The 15,563-nt window shown below is 60.0% G+C and carries 12 protein-coding genes; 10 read left to right on the forward strand and 2 right to left on the reverse strand.

The genetic code is table 11. The features are described 5' to 3' along the window. Together AC07OO_RS01120 and AC07OO_RS01125 are read left to right on the forward strand one after the other, a co-directional pair. Nucleotides 1-765 (forward strand): substrate-binding periplasmic protein, encoded by a 765-nt coding sequence (locus AC07OO_RS01120; protein ID WP_495080212.1) that lies wholly within the window; start codon nucleotides 1-3, stop codon nucleotides 763-765. Continuing rightward, on the forward strand, nucleotides 765-1,463 hold the full coding sequence (locus AC07OO_RS01125) for a hypothetical protein (RefSeq protein WP_495080213.1): 699 nt from the start codon (nucleotides 765-767) through the stop codon (nucleotides 1,461-1,463). Before AC07OO_RS01120 ends, AC07OO_RS01125 begins: the two co-directional genes overlap by 1 nt. A gap of 31 nt (nucleotides 1,464-1,494) precedes the next feature. Here AC07OO_RS01125 and mdeB read toward each other — a convergent pair whose 3' ends face one another. Next, a complete protein-coding gene (gene mdeB / locus AC07OO_RS01130; RefSeq protein ID WP_495080214.1) occupies nucleotides 1,495-4,113 on the reverse strand; it encodes an alpha-ketoglutarate dehydrogenase in 2,619 nt (872 codons plus the stop codon). A gap of 346 nt (nucleotides 4,114-4,459) precedes the next feature. On the opposite strand from mdeB, the gene AC07OO_RS01135 reads away from it, so the two are divergent. From AC07OO_RS01135 to AC07OO_RS01150, 4 genes are read left to right on the forward strand one after another with little or no spacing between them, the layout of a single operon-like run. Then, nucleotides 4,460-6,301 (forward strand): TOL_0244 family TonB-dependent receptor, encoded by a 1,842-nt coding sequence (locus AC07OO_RS01135; protein ID WP_495080215.1) that lies wholly within the window; start codon nucleotides 4,460-4,462, stop codon nucleotides 6,299-6,301. A gap of 9 nt (nucleotides 6,302-6,310) precedes the next feature. Beyond that, nucleotides 6,311-6,916: a TOL_0243 family YfiR-like periplasmic protein gene (locus tag AC07OO_RS01140; protein ID WP_495080216.1), complete on the forward strand. Its 606-nt coding sequence runs from the start codon at nucleotides 6,311-6,313 to the stop codon at nucleotides 6,914-6,916. Further along, nucleotides 6,913-8,949, forward strand: coding sequence for a sensor histidine kinase, YfiR-like protein-associated (locus AC07OO_RS01145; RefSeq protein WP_495080217.1), 2,037 nt, complete (start codon nucleotides 6,913-6,915; stop codon nucleotides 8,947-8,949). Before AC07OO_RS01140 ends, AC07OO_RS01145 begins: the two co-directional genes overlap by 4 nt. Continuing rightward, nucleotides 8,946-10,016, forward strand: coding sequence for an HD domain-containing phosphohydrolase (locus tag AC07OO_RS01150; RefSeq protein WP_495080218.1), 1,071 nt, complete (start codon nucleotides 8,946-8,948; stop codon nucleotides 10,014-10,016). The genes AC07OO_RS01145 and AC07OO_RS01150 overlap by 4 nt, the downstream gene beginning before the upstream one ends. 30 nt (nucleotides 10,017-10,046) lie before the next feature. Here the strand turns inward: AC07OO_RS01150 and AC07OO_RS01155 are convergent, their stop codons facing one another. Beyond that, a complete protein-coding gene (locus AC07OO_RS01155) occupies nucleotides 10,047-11,300 on the reverse strand; it encodes a methionine gamma-lyase (protein WP_495080219.1) in 1,254 nt (417 codons plus the stop codon). 143 nt (nucleotides 11,301-11,443) lie between these two features. On the opposite strand from AC07OO_RS01155, the gene AC07OO_RS01160 reads away from it, so the two are divergent. The 4 genes from AC07OO_RS01160 (at nucleotide 11,444) to AC07OO_RS01175 (ending at nucleotide 15,555) form a co-directional block, all read left to right on the forward strand. Next, on the forward strand, nucleotides 11,444-11,911 hold the full coding sequence (locus AC07OO_RS01160) for an Lrp/AsnC family transcriptional regulator (protein WP_495080220.1): 468 nt from the start codon (nucleotides 11,444-11,446) through the stop codon (nucleotides 11,909-11,911). 90 nt (nucleotides 11,912-12,001) lie between these two features. Further along, on the forward strand, nucleotides 12,002-12,811 hold the full coding sequence (gene trmB, locus AC07OO_RS01165; protein WP_495080221.1) for a tRNA (guanosine(46)-N7)-methyltransferase TrmB: 810 nt from the start codon (nucleotides 12,002-12,004) through the stop codon (nucleotides 12,809-12,811). 42 nt (nucleotides 12,812-12,853) lie between these two features. Continuing rightward, nucleotides 12,854-13,774, forward strand: a complete 921-nt coding sequence (locus AC07OO_RS01170) for a pseudouridine synthase (protein ID WP_495080222.1) — start codon at nucleotides 12,854-12,856, stop codon at nucleotides 13,772-13,774. A 116-nt stretch (nucleotides 13,775-13,890) separates the two neighbouring features. Continuing rightward, nucleotides 13,891-15,555 (forward strand): methyl-accepting chemotaxis protein, encoded by a 1,665-nt coding sequence (locus tag AC07OO_RS01175; RefSeq protein ID WP_495080223.1) that lies wholly within the window; start codon nucleotides 13,891-13,893, stop codon nucleotides 15,553-15,555. Nucleotides 15,556-15,563 lie beyond the last annotated feature (8 nt).

Below are 15,563 nucleotides of genomic sequence, written 5' to 3' on the forward strand. Positions count from 1 at the left end.
TTGCTGCAATCCACGGTGTCCGTTGCCGCGACGGCGCCTGAGCAGTCGCTTCTGGTCATTACAGAGGACTCCGGCCCCGGCAACCGGGTAGAAAACGGTAGACCAGCTGGTTTCAATGTGGAGGTCGTCCGGGAAATATTGAAGCGGGTGAACCACGTCGACAACATTCAGGTTTTTCCCTGGGCTCGCGCCTATTCCATGCTGCAGAACGACCCCGGCGTCGCGCTGTTTTCAACCACGCGAACGCCGGAACGGGAACAGCTATTCAAGTGGGTCGGCCCGACCAACATCAACACCTGGGTTTTGTACAAGAAGAAGGGCAGTACCTTGCGCATCACCAGTTTGGAGGATGCGAAAAAGGTTGGGGCCATCGGCGTGACGCGTGCCGACGCCAAGGAGAAGTACCTGCTGGACGAAGGTTTTACCAATGTGGATTCCGTCAATCTGGGCATGCAAAACGCGCAAAAACTGCTGCGCGGGCGGATTGACTTGTGGTTTACCGGCAACCTGGGTTTTTTAGCGGAGTCCGAGAAGGCCGGCATCGATAGGTCGGAGTTTGAACCGGTGCTGGTGTTGCGACGAAACTACCTCTATGTAGCCTTGTCCAAGGACACCCCGGATGCCACCGTTCACAAGTGGCAGGCCGCATTGGATGCCATGAAAAAGGATGGCACCTACAAATCCATACTATCCCGCGATCCAGCCGGTGTGCTGGCCATGACCTTTGACCCACCGACTGCTGCTGTGGCAGACGGGAAGAAATAGTGCTGGCATTTGGCCTGCGTTACCAACCGTTACCGATTCCACACCTCCAATACCTGGCGCAACAGCCTTCGTGGCAGACAATGCTCAGGCTCTGCATGCCTTGGGACAAGCCCTTGGGGCGATGTCAGGACTTCCACGATATTGAAGGGTGTCAGACCATGAGAATGATGATTTCAGCCCTGCTGCTGTTGACAATGTTGCCCGGCATCGCACACGCACAGGTGCGCAAGTGCATCCTCTCTGACGGCAAGGTGACCTACAGCGATGTCCTGTGCACCAAAGACACCGCAAAACAGGCTGATGTCAACCTGCTGGCCAACACGGTAGACAAATCACCCGAGCGCGCAGAGGCACGCAAATTCGCCATGGAAAGGCTCATCACCCAAGCCAGGGAGCGGGAGCCCAACCGGTGCCAGTTCAGCATAGAGCCTAGCATCCAAGGCGATGGCAAAGAACTGGCTGAAGCCGCCACGCATGAGTGCTTCTCCAACATAGTGGCCGAGCGAACAAGCCGCTCCACCCAGAACGAGGCGTTTGAACGCTGGTTTGAAAACCAGCAACTTGCAGAGGGCAAGCGCAGCGCCAGTGTTGCCGACCAGGCCCAACTGCTCCCTATTCAACGCGAAAAAGACCCCAACTGCAAGACCACCAAAGCCAATAGCGCTTGCAGCAAACGGGGAGCGCCGCGATCGTCATAGCCCGCCGCCATCACTGCTGGAATGACTGCTGTCAGGCCAATTGCCCCAGCGCCGCACGCACAATGCTGGCAGCATCCACCCCAAAGTAGCCCCGCAGCGCAGCCCGCGTATCGCTGCGGCCAAAGCCGTCCGTACCCAGCGTCAGATAGCTGCGGTCTGCCGGCAAGAAGGCGCGCACACTTTCCGGCACGGCGCACACATAGTCAGTGGCGGCGATAATAGGGCCGGCGCTGGCTTGCAGTTGTTGCTCGATGAAGGGCATGGGGGCCGACACGTCGCCGGCTATTTCGCGCTGTTGGCTGGTACGGCCATCACGTGCCAGCTCGCTCCAGCTGGTGACACTGAACACGGTTACGTCCACTCCCTGGGCCGCCAGTTGTTCAGCCGCCTTGATGACTTCGGTCAGGATGGCGCCGGAGCCCATCAGCGTGACAGCACTTTGTGATTTCGGCACCTTGCCCTCGTCAGCTCTACGTGAGTAGCTACCAAACTTGTAGCACCCCCTTACCACATCGCCCTTGGCACCCTCAGGCAGATCGGGCTGGGCGTAGTTCTCATTCATCAGCGTGACGTAGTAGAAAACGTCTTTCTGCTCGACCAGCATCTCGCGCATGCCGTGGTCGATGATGACGGCCATCTCGCCAGCAAAGGCCGGGTCGTAGGCCTTGCAGTTGGGTATCGTGGCTGCCACCAGGTGGCTGCTGCCGTCCTGGTGCTGCAGGCCCTCGCCACCCAGTGTGGTGCGGCCTGAAGTGGCGCCCAGCAGGAAGCCGCGGGCGCGCTGGTCTGCGGCGGCCCAGATGGCGTCACCCACGCGCTGGAAGCCGAACATGGAGTAGTAGATGTAGAAGGGCAGCATGGCCAGGCCGTGCACGCTGTAGCTGGTGGCCGCGGCCGTCCAGCTGGCGATGGCGCCGGCCTCGCTGATGCCCTCTTCCAGGATCTGGCCGTCCATGGCTTCGCGGTAACTGAGCACCGAGCCTATGTCTTCGGGCTCGTAGCGCTGGCCCACGCTGGAGTAAATGCCGACCTGCTTGAACAGGTTGGCCATACCAAAGGTGCGCGCCTCATCGGCAACGATGGGCACGATGCGCGGCCCAAGTTCCTTGTCCTTCAGCAGATTGCCCAGCATGCGCACAAAGGCCATGGTGGTGGACATTTCCTTGCCGGCCGCGGCCGTGGCAAAACCTGCATAGCCACCCAGCGCGGGCACCGGCACCACATCGGCCGCCGTCTCGCGGCGCGGCATATAGCCGCCCAGTTGCGTGCGTTTGCCGTGCAAGTAACGCATCTCGGCGCTGTCGTCCGCGGGCTTGAAGAATTCGAGGTTCGCAGCCTGCGCATCGGTCAGCGGCAGGTTGAAGCGGTTGCGGAATTCGATCAGCGCGGCCTCGTCCAGCTTCTTCTGGCTGTGTGTGGTCATCTTGCCCTGACCGGCCTGGCCCATGCCATAACCCTTCTTGGTGTGCGCCAGGATGACGGTGGGCTGGCCGGTGTGCTGGGCCGCAGCCGCATAGGCGGCGTGGATCTTGACGATGTCGTGGCCGCCGCGTTTGAGGCGGTCGATCTGCTCGTCGGTCATGCCCTGGGCCAGTTGCTTCAGCGCCTCGTTCTGGCCGAAGAAAGAATCGCGGTTGAAGCGGCCGTCCTTGGCGGCAAAGGTCTGCATCTGGCCATCGACCGTGTTGGCAAAGGCCTGCACCAGGGCGCCGGTGGTGTCGCGCGCAAACAGACCATCCCAGTCGCTGCCCCAGACCAGCTTGATGACATTCCAGCCAGCACCGCGGAACAGTTTTTCCAGCTCGTCGATGATGCGACCATTGCCGCGCACCGGGCCGTCCAGGCGCTGCAGATTGCAATTGACGACCCAGACCAGGTTGTCCAGTTTCTCGCGCGATGCCAATGTGAGCGCGCTCATGCTTTCGGGTTCGTCCATCTCACCGTCGCCAAACACGCCCCAGACTTTGCGGCCCGCGCAGTCCAGCAGCTGGCGGTGCGACAGGTAACGCATGAAGCGTGCGTGATAAATGGAGCTGATGGGGCCGATGCCCATGGAGCCGGTGGGGAACTGCCAGAAGTCGGGCATCAGCCAGGGGTGCGGGTAGCTGCTGAGGCCGCGTGCGCCCTGGTCTGGCGCGGTGATCTCCTGCCGGTAGTGGGCCAGGTCGGCCTCGTTCAAGCGCCCTTCCAGGAAGGCCCGTGCATAAACACCGGGTGCACTGTGGGGCTGGAAAAACACCAGATCACCACCGCGCGAACCTTTAAAGAAATGGTTGAAGCCCACTTCGAACAAATCCGCCGCACTGGCGTAGCTGGCGATATGGCCGCCCAGTTCGCCATAGGCGCCATTGGCACGGGCAACCATGGCCAAGGCGTTCCAGCGCATCAGTGAAGCCAACTTTTCTTCGATAGCCAGGTCACCGGGAAAGCTTCCCTGCTGCTCCACAGGAATCGTGTTGACATAGGGCGTGGCCAACTCGGGCGACCAGCCAACCTGCTCCGTGTGCGCCAGGCGCACCAGTTGGTCCAACACAAAGCGGGCGCGCTGGGCACCCTGGGTGGACACGACGGCCTGGAAGGCTTGCATCCACTCTGTGGTTTCAGTGGGATCAACGTCGATGGTATGTGTGGAGGATTGTGAAGTGTTCATGGGCTCTGACTATACAAATGCGGGCACCGAATGTGCTGCCAATCTACATCCAAAAAGCCAGGCTCAGCAGCACAAAATGCCAAAAAAGGTAGAAGCGTCAGCAGCATGCACCTGAAGTCGGTAGATGTGAAATCAAATGCCGCCGCTGTCTGGCGTAAAAAGTAATTGCACCGCATAGGGATGCGTCCTACACTGTTTTGCACCAGAACACAGTTTGCCTGGTCGCGCGGTACAACAACGAGCAAAGAAACCAACCTGCGTTGACCTCAACAGGAAGGGAGGCTATGTGCGTTGTCGTCCATTGTCTTACGCAGTCGTGTTGCTAGCTTGGCAACAACTGCCTGCGATGGCCCATGCGGCTTTGGTCGATACAAACGCGCTGGCCGACCTCAGCATTGAGGAATTGGCCGAGATTGAAATCACTTCGGTGTCCAAACGGGTGCAGCGGCTTTCGGACGCGGCTGCGTCTATCTATGTCATAACGGCGGAAGACATCCGTCGCTCCGGGGTCAGCAGCGTGCCGGAGGCCCTGCGCCTGGCCCCCAATTTACAAGTTGCCCAAAGCAGTTCCAGCGGCTACTCCATTAGCGCACGAGGGCTTGGTCAGAGCGCCAACAAATTGCTTGTTATGGTGGATGGACGGTCGGTTTACACGCCACTGTATTCGGGTGTGTTTTGGGACGTTCAGGACATGGTGCTGGAAGACGTGGAGCGCATTGAGGTGATCAGCGGTCCCGGCGCTACCCTATGGGGCGCCAACGCCGTCAATGGTGTCATCAATATCATCACGCGGTCCGCCAAGAGCAGCGTCGGCGGCCTGGTTTCAGCCGCTGCAGGCAACCGCGAATCGGGAGCCACGGTACGCTATGGAGGCAGCCTGGGTGAGAATGCCTATTACCGTGTCTACGGCAAGTATTTTGACCGCAACACCACGGAACTGGCGAATGGTAGATCGAAGGCCGACGGATGGTACAAGACACAGGTGGGGTTTCGGACCGATTGGGAACAGGCCACCGACCGTGTGATGCTGCAGGGCAATGCCTACGGCGGATCTGAAGGGCTCTTGAATGCGAGCCCGGTGACGGTGTCCGGCATCAACCTCGTGACCCGCTGGGACCGCGCCATGACCGACGGAGCCAGCCTTTCCGTTCAGGCCTATTTCGACAGAACCGAGCGAACCATTCCCGCGGTTTTTGGAGAACACCTCGACATCTTTGATCTGCAGGTGCTGCAGTCCGCTACGTATGCTGGCGTCCATGTAGTGAGTTGGGGACTGGGTTACAGGATTGCACAAGACCGTGTCACCAACACGCCGGTTTTTGCATTTCTCCCCGCAAACGTGGATCAGCAATGGTCCAGTGTGTTTGCCCAGGATGAGATCAGTCTTTCGAAGGACTTGCATTTGACCATTGGCGCGCGTCTGGAGCGCAACGACTACACCGGCAACGAGTCCCTGCCCAATATGCGTTTGGCCTGGAAGCTTGCTCCGGAACACCTGGTGTGGATGGCGGCCTCTGGCACCGTGCGAGCGCCTTCCCGTTTGGACGTCGACACCTACATACCCGGCAATCCGCCGTTTTATCTAGCGGTATTGGGCGGGCCCAACTTTGTCTCCGAAGTCGCCAAGGTGTTTGAGTTGGGATACCGGGGCCAATTCGGCCACTCCGTGACCTATTCCGCCACAGCCTTTCACGCGGACTACGATCGCTTGCGTACACAGGAAACTTCAGCGGACAAAACGTTCACGACTCTCGCCAATGGCATGCAAGGAACAGTGGATGGACTGGAGATGTGGGGAACCTACAAGGCCAACGACCGGTGGCGACTCAGCTTTGCCTGGAATACCCTGAGTGAGCACTTTCAACTCAAACCTGGCAGCAACGATGTAAAGGCTGTAGGCACGGCGGAGGGGGCCGATCCCAACCAGCGCTGGATGCTGCGATCATCGTTGGATCTTCTTCGAAACAGCGAGTTGGATTGCACGGTCCGTGGCGTCGCAGCCCTTAGCAACCCGGAAGTCCCTGCCTACGTTGCGTTGGATGTGCGATATGCCTGGCGCCCGCGTCCAGATCTGGAACTGTCGGTAACAGCCCGGAACCTGGGTGCTCGTCACGCGGAGTTTGCGAGCGAAACTACCCGCGCGCAGTTGTCCAGCGGTGTTCTCTTCAAGGCGGTAGCCCGATTTTGAGCAACCCGTATGCCTGATACCAGTCCACCTTCCGAGCCCATTGCAGGCCCCGACTACCACCGGCGCCTGCTGTGCCGGGCTTGTGTCGCGGTGTCTCTCGGGCTTGGCTTGGACGTCCGGAGCCTGGCACAGACCGAGAGCCAACTGGCAGAGAACAGGGTCAAGGCGGCCTATTTGTATAAATTTGCTGGCTACGTGCAGTGGCCCGCTTCTGCATTGGTCGAGCCCGACGGTGCCATCGTGATCGGTCTGCTGGGGGCCGACCACCTGGCCGACGAATTGGCCCAGATGGTCGCTGACAGGCATGTCGGTGCCCACCCGCTGCAGGTACGCAAATTGCGCCGCCGAGAGCCTATCACTGGCGTGCACATTTTGTTCATAGGGCGCGGCGAGGGCGCGGTTTTGAATGAAGTGCTGGGATCACTGCGCGGAAAGCCGGTGCTGCTGGTCACCGAAGTGGATGCAGGCTTTCCCGCAGGCAGCATCGTTAATTTTGTTCTATTGGACGACAAGATACGCTTCGACATGGCTCCCCGCCAAGGCGAATTGGCAAACCTGAAAATCAGTGCAAGGCTGCTGACCGTCGCGCGCAAAGTGATCGGAGACACATCATGAGTCTACGAACACTGAAAACATTGCGCACCAAGTTCTTGTTTGCCATTTTGTTGACAACCTTGGTCGCGGTCTTGGTGGCGCTGTGCGCGATGGTGGCCTACGATCTGCATCTCTACCACGACAGTTGGGTGTCGGACATGAACACGCAAGCCGAGTTGCTGGGACAAACCACAGCACCGGCGTTGGAATTTGACGACCCGAAGACCGCCTCGGAAAACCTCGTGTTGTTAAGACTCAGGCCGCAGATTCGATCTGCCGCCATCTACACGGCGCGCGGCACCCAGTTTGCGAGCTACGCCGCGGAAGCAGGTGGCGTGGATGCACCCAAACTGGCGGGATCAGACGGTGTCACGATCCAAGACCATATGCTGGTTGTCGTCAAACCCGTTCTGAAGAATGGTGAAATTCTAGGAAAAGTCTATGTGCGGGCCGACTATCCGCTGAACGACAGATTGTTGAGCTACGTCGGAATTGCCGCTGTGGCAACCTGCGTTGCGATGGTGATCGCCTATTTCATGTCAGCCCTGATGCACAGGGTTGCGACGAGACCGATCCTGGCCATGGGCGATGTGGCGAGAGAGGTTGAGCTCAGGCGCGATTATTCATTGCGTGCAGTCAAGACCAGCGACGATGAAGTCGGGCTGCTGGCTGACTCCTTCAACAAAATGCTGGCTGAGATTGAGGCCCGTGCCAACGAGAATCAGGCGGCATCCCATGCGCTGGCGTCGGAAATCGCTGAACGCCGGCGCAGTGAAGAGCAGGTCGTGCAACTCAATTCCCAACTGGAAGAGCGTGTTGCAAAACGAACCGCACAGCTTGAGTCCACGAATCAGGAGTTAATTGCAGCGCGGGAAGAAGCCGACAACGCCAACCAGGCCAAATCGGAATTTCTCTCCAGAATGAGCCATGAATTGCGCACGCCATTGAACGCCATCTTGGGATTTGGCGATATCTTGGTGTCCGAGCGAATAGCATCTACGCCGCAGCAGCGGACCGAGTTCACACAGCACATCTTGAAGGCGGGGCGGCATTTGCTCGCCCTGATCAATGAAATTTTGGACCTGGCGCATGTGGAGTCTGGCCGTTTGACGCTATCCATCGAACCGGTCTCGATTTTCGAGGTCTTGTCGGAATGTCAAGCGATCATGGAACCTTTGGGGAATCAGAGCAGCGTGCGGCTGATATTTCCAGATGACCATGGCTTGAATGTCATTGCTGATCGGATGCGGCTCAAGCAGATCATGTTGAATCTGTTATCCAATGCCATCAAATACAACCGCAAGGCAGGTGTTGTAGTGGTCGAGGCCGCACACGCGGGCTCGGATCGGCTGCGCATTTCGGTGCAAGACACAGGGAATGGCCTCCGCCCGGCGCAGGTGGAGGGTCTATTCCAACCATTCAACCGTCTAGGTCAAGAGAACGGAAGTGAAGAAGGCACAGGTATTGGCCTGGTGCTCACCAAACGTCTGGTTGAGTTAATGGAAGGAGAGATTGGCGTACATAGCAACCCCGGCATCGGAACCGTCTTTTGGATTGAATTGCCCGAAACGGCTCCCACTGCCTCCGTGGTCTCGGAGCTGCCAACTGCGCAAATCATACCCATTGCACGCGAAAACGACTTACCGATTCTCTTGTACGTGGAAGACAATCCCGCCAACCTCAAGCTGGTGCAGGAAATCATTGGATTTCGCGCCGACATTCGACTTTTGTCCGCGCCAGACGGAAAATTGGGTCTCGACTTGGCATTCGCGCACTTGCCTGATGTCGTTCTGCTCGACATCAATCTTCCTGGCATGAGCGGTTTTGAAATTCAGAAAATACTACAGACTGACCCGAGGACTTCCCACATTCCGGTTATCGCCCTCACGGCAAACGCCATGCAGCGTGAGGTGGAACGAGGGCTGGCAGCAGGCTTCTTCCGGTATTTGACGAAGCCCATCAATCTTGATGACTTCACGTCTGCGATTGAAGGCGCGCTGCTTGCTTCGGCCAGCGGACGTCCGCAGACGTCACCTGGGAGCGCGGCTGCATGATCACCATGGCCGACGTATTTGACGCCAAGATACTGATCGTCGATGACCAAGCGGCCAATGTCCTGCTGTTACATCACATTCTGGTTGGTTCGGGCTACAAGTCGGTTTCCAGCACCATGAACCCTTTGGAAGTGTGTGAGCTGCAACGTCGGGAGCGCTTCGATCTGATATTGCTGGACCTCAATATGCCGAAGATGGACGGCTTTCAAGTGATGGCCGCGCTGAAGGAGCAGTGCACCGACGACTACCTGTCCGTCTTGGTGCTGACCGCGCAACCCGACCACAAGTTGCGTGCGCTCGAAGCGGGTGCTAGGGACTTTGTTTCCAAACCCTTTGACCAGCTTGAAGTGCTGACCCGCATTCGCAACATGCTGGAAGTGCGGCTATTGCACAAGGAATTGCGCCACCACAATGAATTTCTGGAGCAGCGTGTTCGAGACCGTACTGCCGAGCTGCGCGAAAGCTACCGTGAAACCATTCATACCGTCGCGCGCGCAGCCGAGCACAGAGATGAAGACACGGGACTTCACATACAACGCATCAGTTACTACAGCCGTGATCTAGCCATGGTGTTGGGCATGGACGCCGAGTTTTGTGATCAGATCTTCTATGCCAGCCCGCTGCACGACATTGGCAAAATCGCGATACCTGACCACATACTGCTGAAACCAGGGGGGTTTACCCCTCCCGAATGGGAATTGATGAAGCAACACGTCACGACTGGGGCCGCCATACTGTCGGGCGGTCAATCGCCCTACCTCAAGATGGGGGCAGACATTGCACTTTGCCACCATGAACGATGGGACGGTGGTGGCTACCCGAATGGACTTTCCGGCACCGCCATCCCTTTGTCAGCCCGCATCATGAACATTTGTGACATCTACGATGCGTTGCGCAGCAAACGCCCGTACAAGGATGCGTTCGACCATGCGAAGACGATGAACATCATTTCGCGCGGCGATGATCGAACCGATCCATCCCATTTCGACCCGGAGATTCTTGCCGCCTTTGTACGCTGTGGTCAGATGTTCAACGACATATTTGAGGCACGGACCGAGCATCCTTAGGGTCGCTGCGAAATCCCTTTAGCTGGACATTCAGACGATCTGAGCCACCGGCATCACGCAGTTCAGTGCCTGCGTGATGTCGGCCACCAGGTCTTCAATGTCTTCCAGACCGATAGACAGGCGCACCAGGCCATCGCTGATGCCGTGGGCGGCGCGCTCTTCGGGCGTGTAGGTGCTGTGGGTCATGCTGGCGGGGTGCTGGGCCAGTGATTCGGCGTCGCCCAGGCTCACGGCGCGGGTCACCAGTTGCAGCGCGTCCATGAAGCGGATGCCGGCTTCCAGGCCACCCTTCAGTTCAAAGGCAATCATGCCGCCGAACTTGCGCATCTGGCGCTTGGCCAGGGCATGCTGGGGGAAGCTGGGCAGACCGGGGAAGTGCACAGCCGCCGTGGCGGGGTGAGCTTGCAGCAGCTCGGCCAGTGTTTGCGCGCTTTGGCAGTGGCGGTCCATGCGCAGCGACAGGGTCTTCAGGCCCCGCATCACCAGTTGCGCATCCTGCGCCGACATCACGGCACCGGTCATGTCCTTCAGGCCGACCAGACGCACCTTCTGGGCCAATTCAGCATCGGCAAACACGGCCGCGCCGGCGGTCAGGTCGCCGTGGCCGCCCAGGTACTTGGTCATGGAGTGCACGACCACGTCGGCACCCAGCGTCAGGGGCTGTTGCAGGTAGGGTGTGCAATAGGTGTTGTCCACCACCAGCTTGGCACCGCCTTGGCGGGCGATCTGAGCCACGGCCTCGATATCCACCAGGCGCATATTCGGGTTGGCCGGGGTTTCACAGTAGACGACCTTGGTCTTGGGGCCCATGGCCTGGGCCACCTGCTCGGGGTCGGTCATGTCCACATGGCGCACGGTGACGCCAAAACGGGTCAGGCCGTGGTTCATGAAAGCGAAGGTGCAACCGTAGAGCGTCATGTCGGCCAGCACTTCGTCACCCTGCTCCAGCAGGGACCACAGCGTGGCGGTGATGGCGCCCATGCCCGAGCCAAAGACCACGGCGCCGGCGCCCTGCTCCAGGCTGGCCAGCCGGCCTTCCAACAGCGCCAGCGTGGGGTTGGCAATGCGGGTGTAGAAGTAGCCCGGTTCGGTACCAGCGAAGCAGCGTGCGCCATAGGCCACGTCGGGGAAAGCAAAGGTGGACGAGGTGTAGATAGGCGGCACCAGCGCGCCATTGTGGTCGGCCGGGTTGTAGCCCCAATGGATGGCGCGCGTGCTGAAACCACCGGCCTTGGGCTTGGCGGCTGCGGGGATGGCATCGAATGGCAGGTCGTTGGCTTTCATGGGGCAGTCTCCTAAGCGTGGTGTTGTACGAATAGGAGAATTTTTATGCAGCACCGCTGGATAAATTTCGCAAAATCAGGGATCATCAACACCAATTGGGGTAAATTTCCTCGAAAAAACTAAATTCCAGGCAAAATTTACCCATGAAGCCTTTTGACAGCACCGACCAGGCCATCTTGCTCGCCCTGCAGCGCGATGCGCGCCAGACCATGGCCGAGCTGGCGGAGCACGTGTCGCTGTCGCAATCGCCCTGCTGGCGCCGCGTGCGCGCTTTGGAAGAAGCCGGCGTCATCACCGGCTACCACGCTGCGCTAAGCCGCAAGCAGCTAGGTTATGGCGTGACCGGCTTCATCCACCTGCAAATGCAAAACCACACGGCCGAGACCACGGCCGCCTTCGAGCGCGAGGTCATGGCCCTGCCCCAGGTGGTGTCCTGCCACAACCTGTCGGGCAACTATGACTACCTGATTGAGGCCGTGGAGGCCGATCTGGAAAGCTTCTCGGCACTGGTGCGCAACCAGATCCGCTGCCTGCCGGGTGTGAAGGAAATCGCCACCAGCTTCTCGCTGAAGGCCGTCAAATCCTCAGGCAGCTTGCCGGTGGGGGGCTAGCGCGGACCTGCGCTGCGCCGGCCTTCCCACCCACCTACTTACAATGCAGACCCGCCCGCAGACCACGCGGCGGCTCCTGAAAGACGACGAATGAGCAGCACCCAACTCACCCCAGCCGAGCCCCCCACCGAATCCCCCGCCACGCCTGACGCACCGGCACCCGCCGAAGCAGCCAAGCCCTTTATGCGCACCATCAAGAGCTTTGTGAAGCGCGCCGGCCGCACCACCACCGGCCAGGCCAAGGCGTTTGAGGAACTGGGGCCCAAGTTTTTATTGCCCTACCAACAGTCTACTATTGATTTTGAAGCGGCATACGCAGATTTCACGAGGGCTAGAGCCCAGAATGATCAAAGCCCCTCGCCCATCGTGCTGGAAATCGGCTTTGGCATGGGCGAGGCCACGGCCCATATCGCTGGCGTGCTGCCCGATACCCGCTTCCTGTGCTGCGAGGTGCATGAGCCCGGCGTGGGCGCGCTATTGAAGCGCATTGGCGAGCAGAACCTGCACAACATCCGCATCTGCGCCCACGACGCGGTCGAGGTCATCGACCACATGCTGCCCGAGCAAAGCCTGGACGGCGTGCACATTTTCTTCCCCGACCCCTGGCACAAGACCAAGCACAACAAGCGCCGCCTGATCCAGTCGCCGCTGGTGGCCAAGCTGGCACGCCGGCTCAAGGTGGGCGGCTACATCCACTGCGCGACCGACTGGGAGCCCTATGCGCAACAGATCCTGGAAGTGCTGACGGCCGAACCCTTGCTCAAGAACCGCGCGCTGGGCAGCAACCCTGAACTGCTGGGCTATGCCCCCAAGCCCCACTACCGGCCATTGACCAAGTTTGAAAACCGCGGCATCAAGCTGGGCCACGGTGTGTGGGACCTGGTGTTTGAACGCGTCTAACGCCCGGCACCGCACGCCTTCGGCGCGGGCTTGCTCAACACCATGAGCCTGCACCGTCCCAACCCACCACCGGATCGCCAGGGTGTCAGCCCCAGTTGCGTGGTCACGGTGCCTGGGCCTTGGGCCACGGTAAAGGCCTTCTTGGTTGAGCGCTTTGCCAGTGTGCCCGCCAGCGTATGGGACCAGCGCCTGGCCAACGGCGATGTGGTGGACGCACAGGGCCACACCATCACCACAATCACGCCCTTTGCGGTCGGCATGCGCCTGTACTACTACCGGGCGCTGGAGGCCGAGCAGCGCATCCCCTTCGAGGTGGACGTGCTGTGGCAAGACGAGCACCTGCTGGTCGTCGACAAGCCGCACTTCCTGCCGGTCGTGCCCTCGGGCAAATACTTGCAAGAAACCGTACTGATACGCCTGAAGAACGCTTTGGGGCTGCAAGATCTATCACCCATCCACCGCATAGACCGCGACACAGCAGGTCTTGTGCTGTTTGCCAAGCAGGCCGCCAGCCGCGGCGCCTACCAGCAACTGTTCCGTGCGCGCCAGGTGGACAAGACCTATGAGTGCGTCGCCCCGTGGAACCCTGACCTGCCCTGGCCGCTGACGCGCGAGAGCCGCATCGCCCCTGCCCCTCACTTCATGCAGCAGACCGAGGTGGATGGCGTGCCCAATGCCCTGACCCACATCACGCCCGTTGAGGTGCTGGGCAATCTAGCCCGTTATGCGCTCAAACCCGTAACCGGCCAGCGCCACCAGTTGCGTGTGCACATGGCAGCATTGGGCCTGCCCATCATTGGGGATGGCATCTACCCCATCCTGACGCCCGAAGGCAGCGCCGACTATGGCCAGCCACTGCAATTGCTGGCCCGCAGCATTGCCTTTGAAGACCCCATCAGCAGGGAGCCCCGCCACTTCACCAGCCAGCGGCGCTTGAGGCCACTGTCCGAGCTCGTTGGCTAAAACCCTGGCCTCGCTGCTCCGAAAAAACAAGCAGTGACAGCCGCCCATAAGCGCCGCACAATGTGTGTGAGCCCCAGGGTTCACAACCCAAAAAATAATGAATGAGGAGAGCACGCATGTTCCGTCTTCAGTCCATCTCCATCGCCCAGCGTCTGGGCTTGCTGATCGCCAGCTCCCTGCTGGGCATTGTGGTGTTGAGCGCCGTCTTCCTGTGGTCCGAACGATCGCTGGTCATGGAGGAACGCCAGTTGGGTGTGCGGCAGACCGTGGAAACCGCGCATGGCATGGTGGCCCATTTCCACACCCAGGTGGCCGCCGGCAAGATGCCTGAAGACGAAGCCAAGCAGCGTGCGCTGGCTGCACTCAAAGCCATGCGTTACAGCGGCAATGAATACTTTTGGGTCAACGACATGACACCGAAGATGGTGATGCACCCCATCAAGCCGGAGCTGGACAACAAGGACCTGACCGAGAACAAGGACCCCACCGGCATGCAACTGTTTGTGGAGTTTGTCCGCGTCGTCAAGTCCCAGGGTGCCGGCTTCGTCGTCTACCTGTGGCCCAAGCCCGGTAGCGACAAGCCGGTGCTCAAAGCGTCCTACGTCAAGGGATTTGAGCCCTGGGGCTGGATCATTGGCTCTGGCGTATATGTGGACACCGTGGACACAGCCATCGGAAAGCGTGTGCTGAATGCCGGTATGGGCACCGTTGTGCTGGCCGCCCTGCTGCTGGGCCTGAGCATGCTGATCACCCGCAGCATCCTGCGCCAACTGGGTGGAGAGCCGGGTGCCGCCGCTGAGATTACGCAGCGCATCTCGCAAGGCGATTTGACGGTGGACATTGCGCTCAAGCCCAACGACACGTCCAGCCTGCTGCATGCCATCGAAGGCATGCGCAACAGCTTCGCCGGCATCGTGGGCCAGGTGCGCAGTGGCTCGGAAAGCGTGGCCACGGCCAGCGCCGAGATCGCCCAGGGCAACAACGACCTGAGTGCCCGTACCGAGCAGCAGGCTAGCGCACTCGAAGAGACTGCCGCCTCGATGGAGGAGTTGGGCTCCACCGTGAAGCAAAACGCCGACAGCGCCCGCCAGGCCAATCAGTTGGCGCAGAGTGCCTCCACCGTGGCGGTCAAGGGCGGCGAGGTTGTGGGTCAGGTCGTAGAGACGATGAAGGGCATCAATGAGGCCAGCCGCAAGATTGCCGACATCATCAGCGTTATCGACGGCATTGCATTCCAAACCAATATCCTGGCGCTGAACGCCGCCGTGGAAGCGGCACGTGCTGGCGAGCAGGGCCGCGGCTTTGCCGTGGTGGCCAGCGAGGTGCGGTCCTTGGCCGGACGCAGTGCCGAAGCCGCCAAGGAGATCAAATCCCTGATCAACGCCAGCGTGGAAACCGTGGAGAAGGGTACGGCCTTGGTGGACCAAGCCGGTGAGACCATGACCGAGGTGGTCAGCTCCATCAAGCGCGTGACCGACATCATGGGCGAGATCAGTGCCGCCAGCAACGAGCAATCACTGGGTGTGTCGCAAGTTGGGGAAGCCGTGGGCCAGATGGACCAGGCTACGCAGCAAAATGCGGCGCTGGTCGAGCAGATGGCTGCGGCGGCGAGCAGCCTCAAGAGCCAGGCCCAAGACCTGGTGCAGGTGGTGGCGGTGTTCAAGCTGCGCTCCGATGGCGGCAGCGTCCACGGCGGTGGCGGCGGATTCGGCGGTGCACGGCCGGGCCCCAGCCGGGTTGGCGGCAGCAGCAGCTCAGCACCACGGCTCACCCGCGGGTAGTCCACTGA

The organism is Rhodoferax sp. GW821-FHT07G04 (genome assembly GCF_059418585.1).

Bases quoted from the DNA above. Each gene is read 5' to 3' on its own strand.
- AC07OO_RS01140 (WP_495080216.1), top strand. From the start codon at position 6,311: ATGCCTGATACCAGTCCACCTTCCGAGCCCATTGCAGGCCCCGACTAC.
- mdeB (WP_495080214.1), bottom strand. From the start codon at position 4,113: ATGAACACTTCACAATCCTCCACACATACCATCGACGTTGATCCCACT.
- AC07OO_RS01175 (WP_495080223.1), top strand. From the start codon at position 13,891: ATGTTCCGTCTTCAGTCCATCTCCATCGCCCAGCGTCTGGGCTTGCTG.
- AC07OO_RS01150 (WP_495080218.1), top strand. From the start codon at position 8,946: ATGATCACCATGGCCGACGTATTTGACGCCAAGATACTGATCGTCGAT.
- AC07OO_RS01160 (WP_495080220.1), top strand. From the start codon at position 11,444: ATGAAGCCTTTTGACAGCACCGACCAGGCCATCTTGCTCGCCCTGCAG.
- trmB (WP_495080221.1), top strand. From the start codon at position 12,002: ATGAGCAGCACCCAACTCACCCCAGCCGAGCCCCCCACCGAATCCCCC.
- AC07OO_RS01155 (WP_495080219.1), bottom strand. From the start codon at position 11,300: ATGAAAGCCAACGACCTGCCATTCGATGCCATCCCCGCAGCCGCCAAG.
- AC07OO_RS01145 (WP_495080217.1), top strand. From the start codon at position 6,913: ATGAGTCTACGAACACTGAAAACATTGCGCACCAAGTTCTTGTTTGCC.
- AC07OO_RS01135 (WP_495080215.1), top strand. From the start codon at position 4,460: ATGGCCCATGCGGCTTTGGTCGATACAAACGCGCTGGCCGACCTCAGC.
- AC07OO_RS01170 (WP_495080222.1), top strand. From the start codon at position 12,854: ATGAGCCTGCACCGTCCCAACCCACCACCGGATCGCCAGGGTGTCAGC.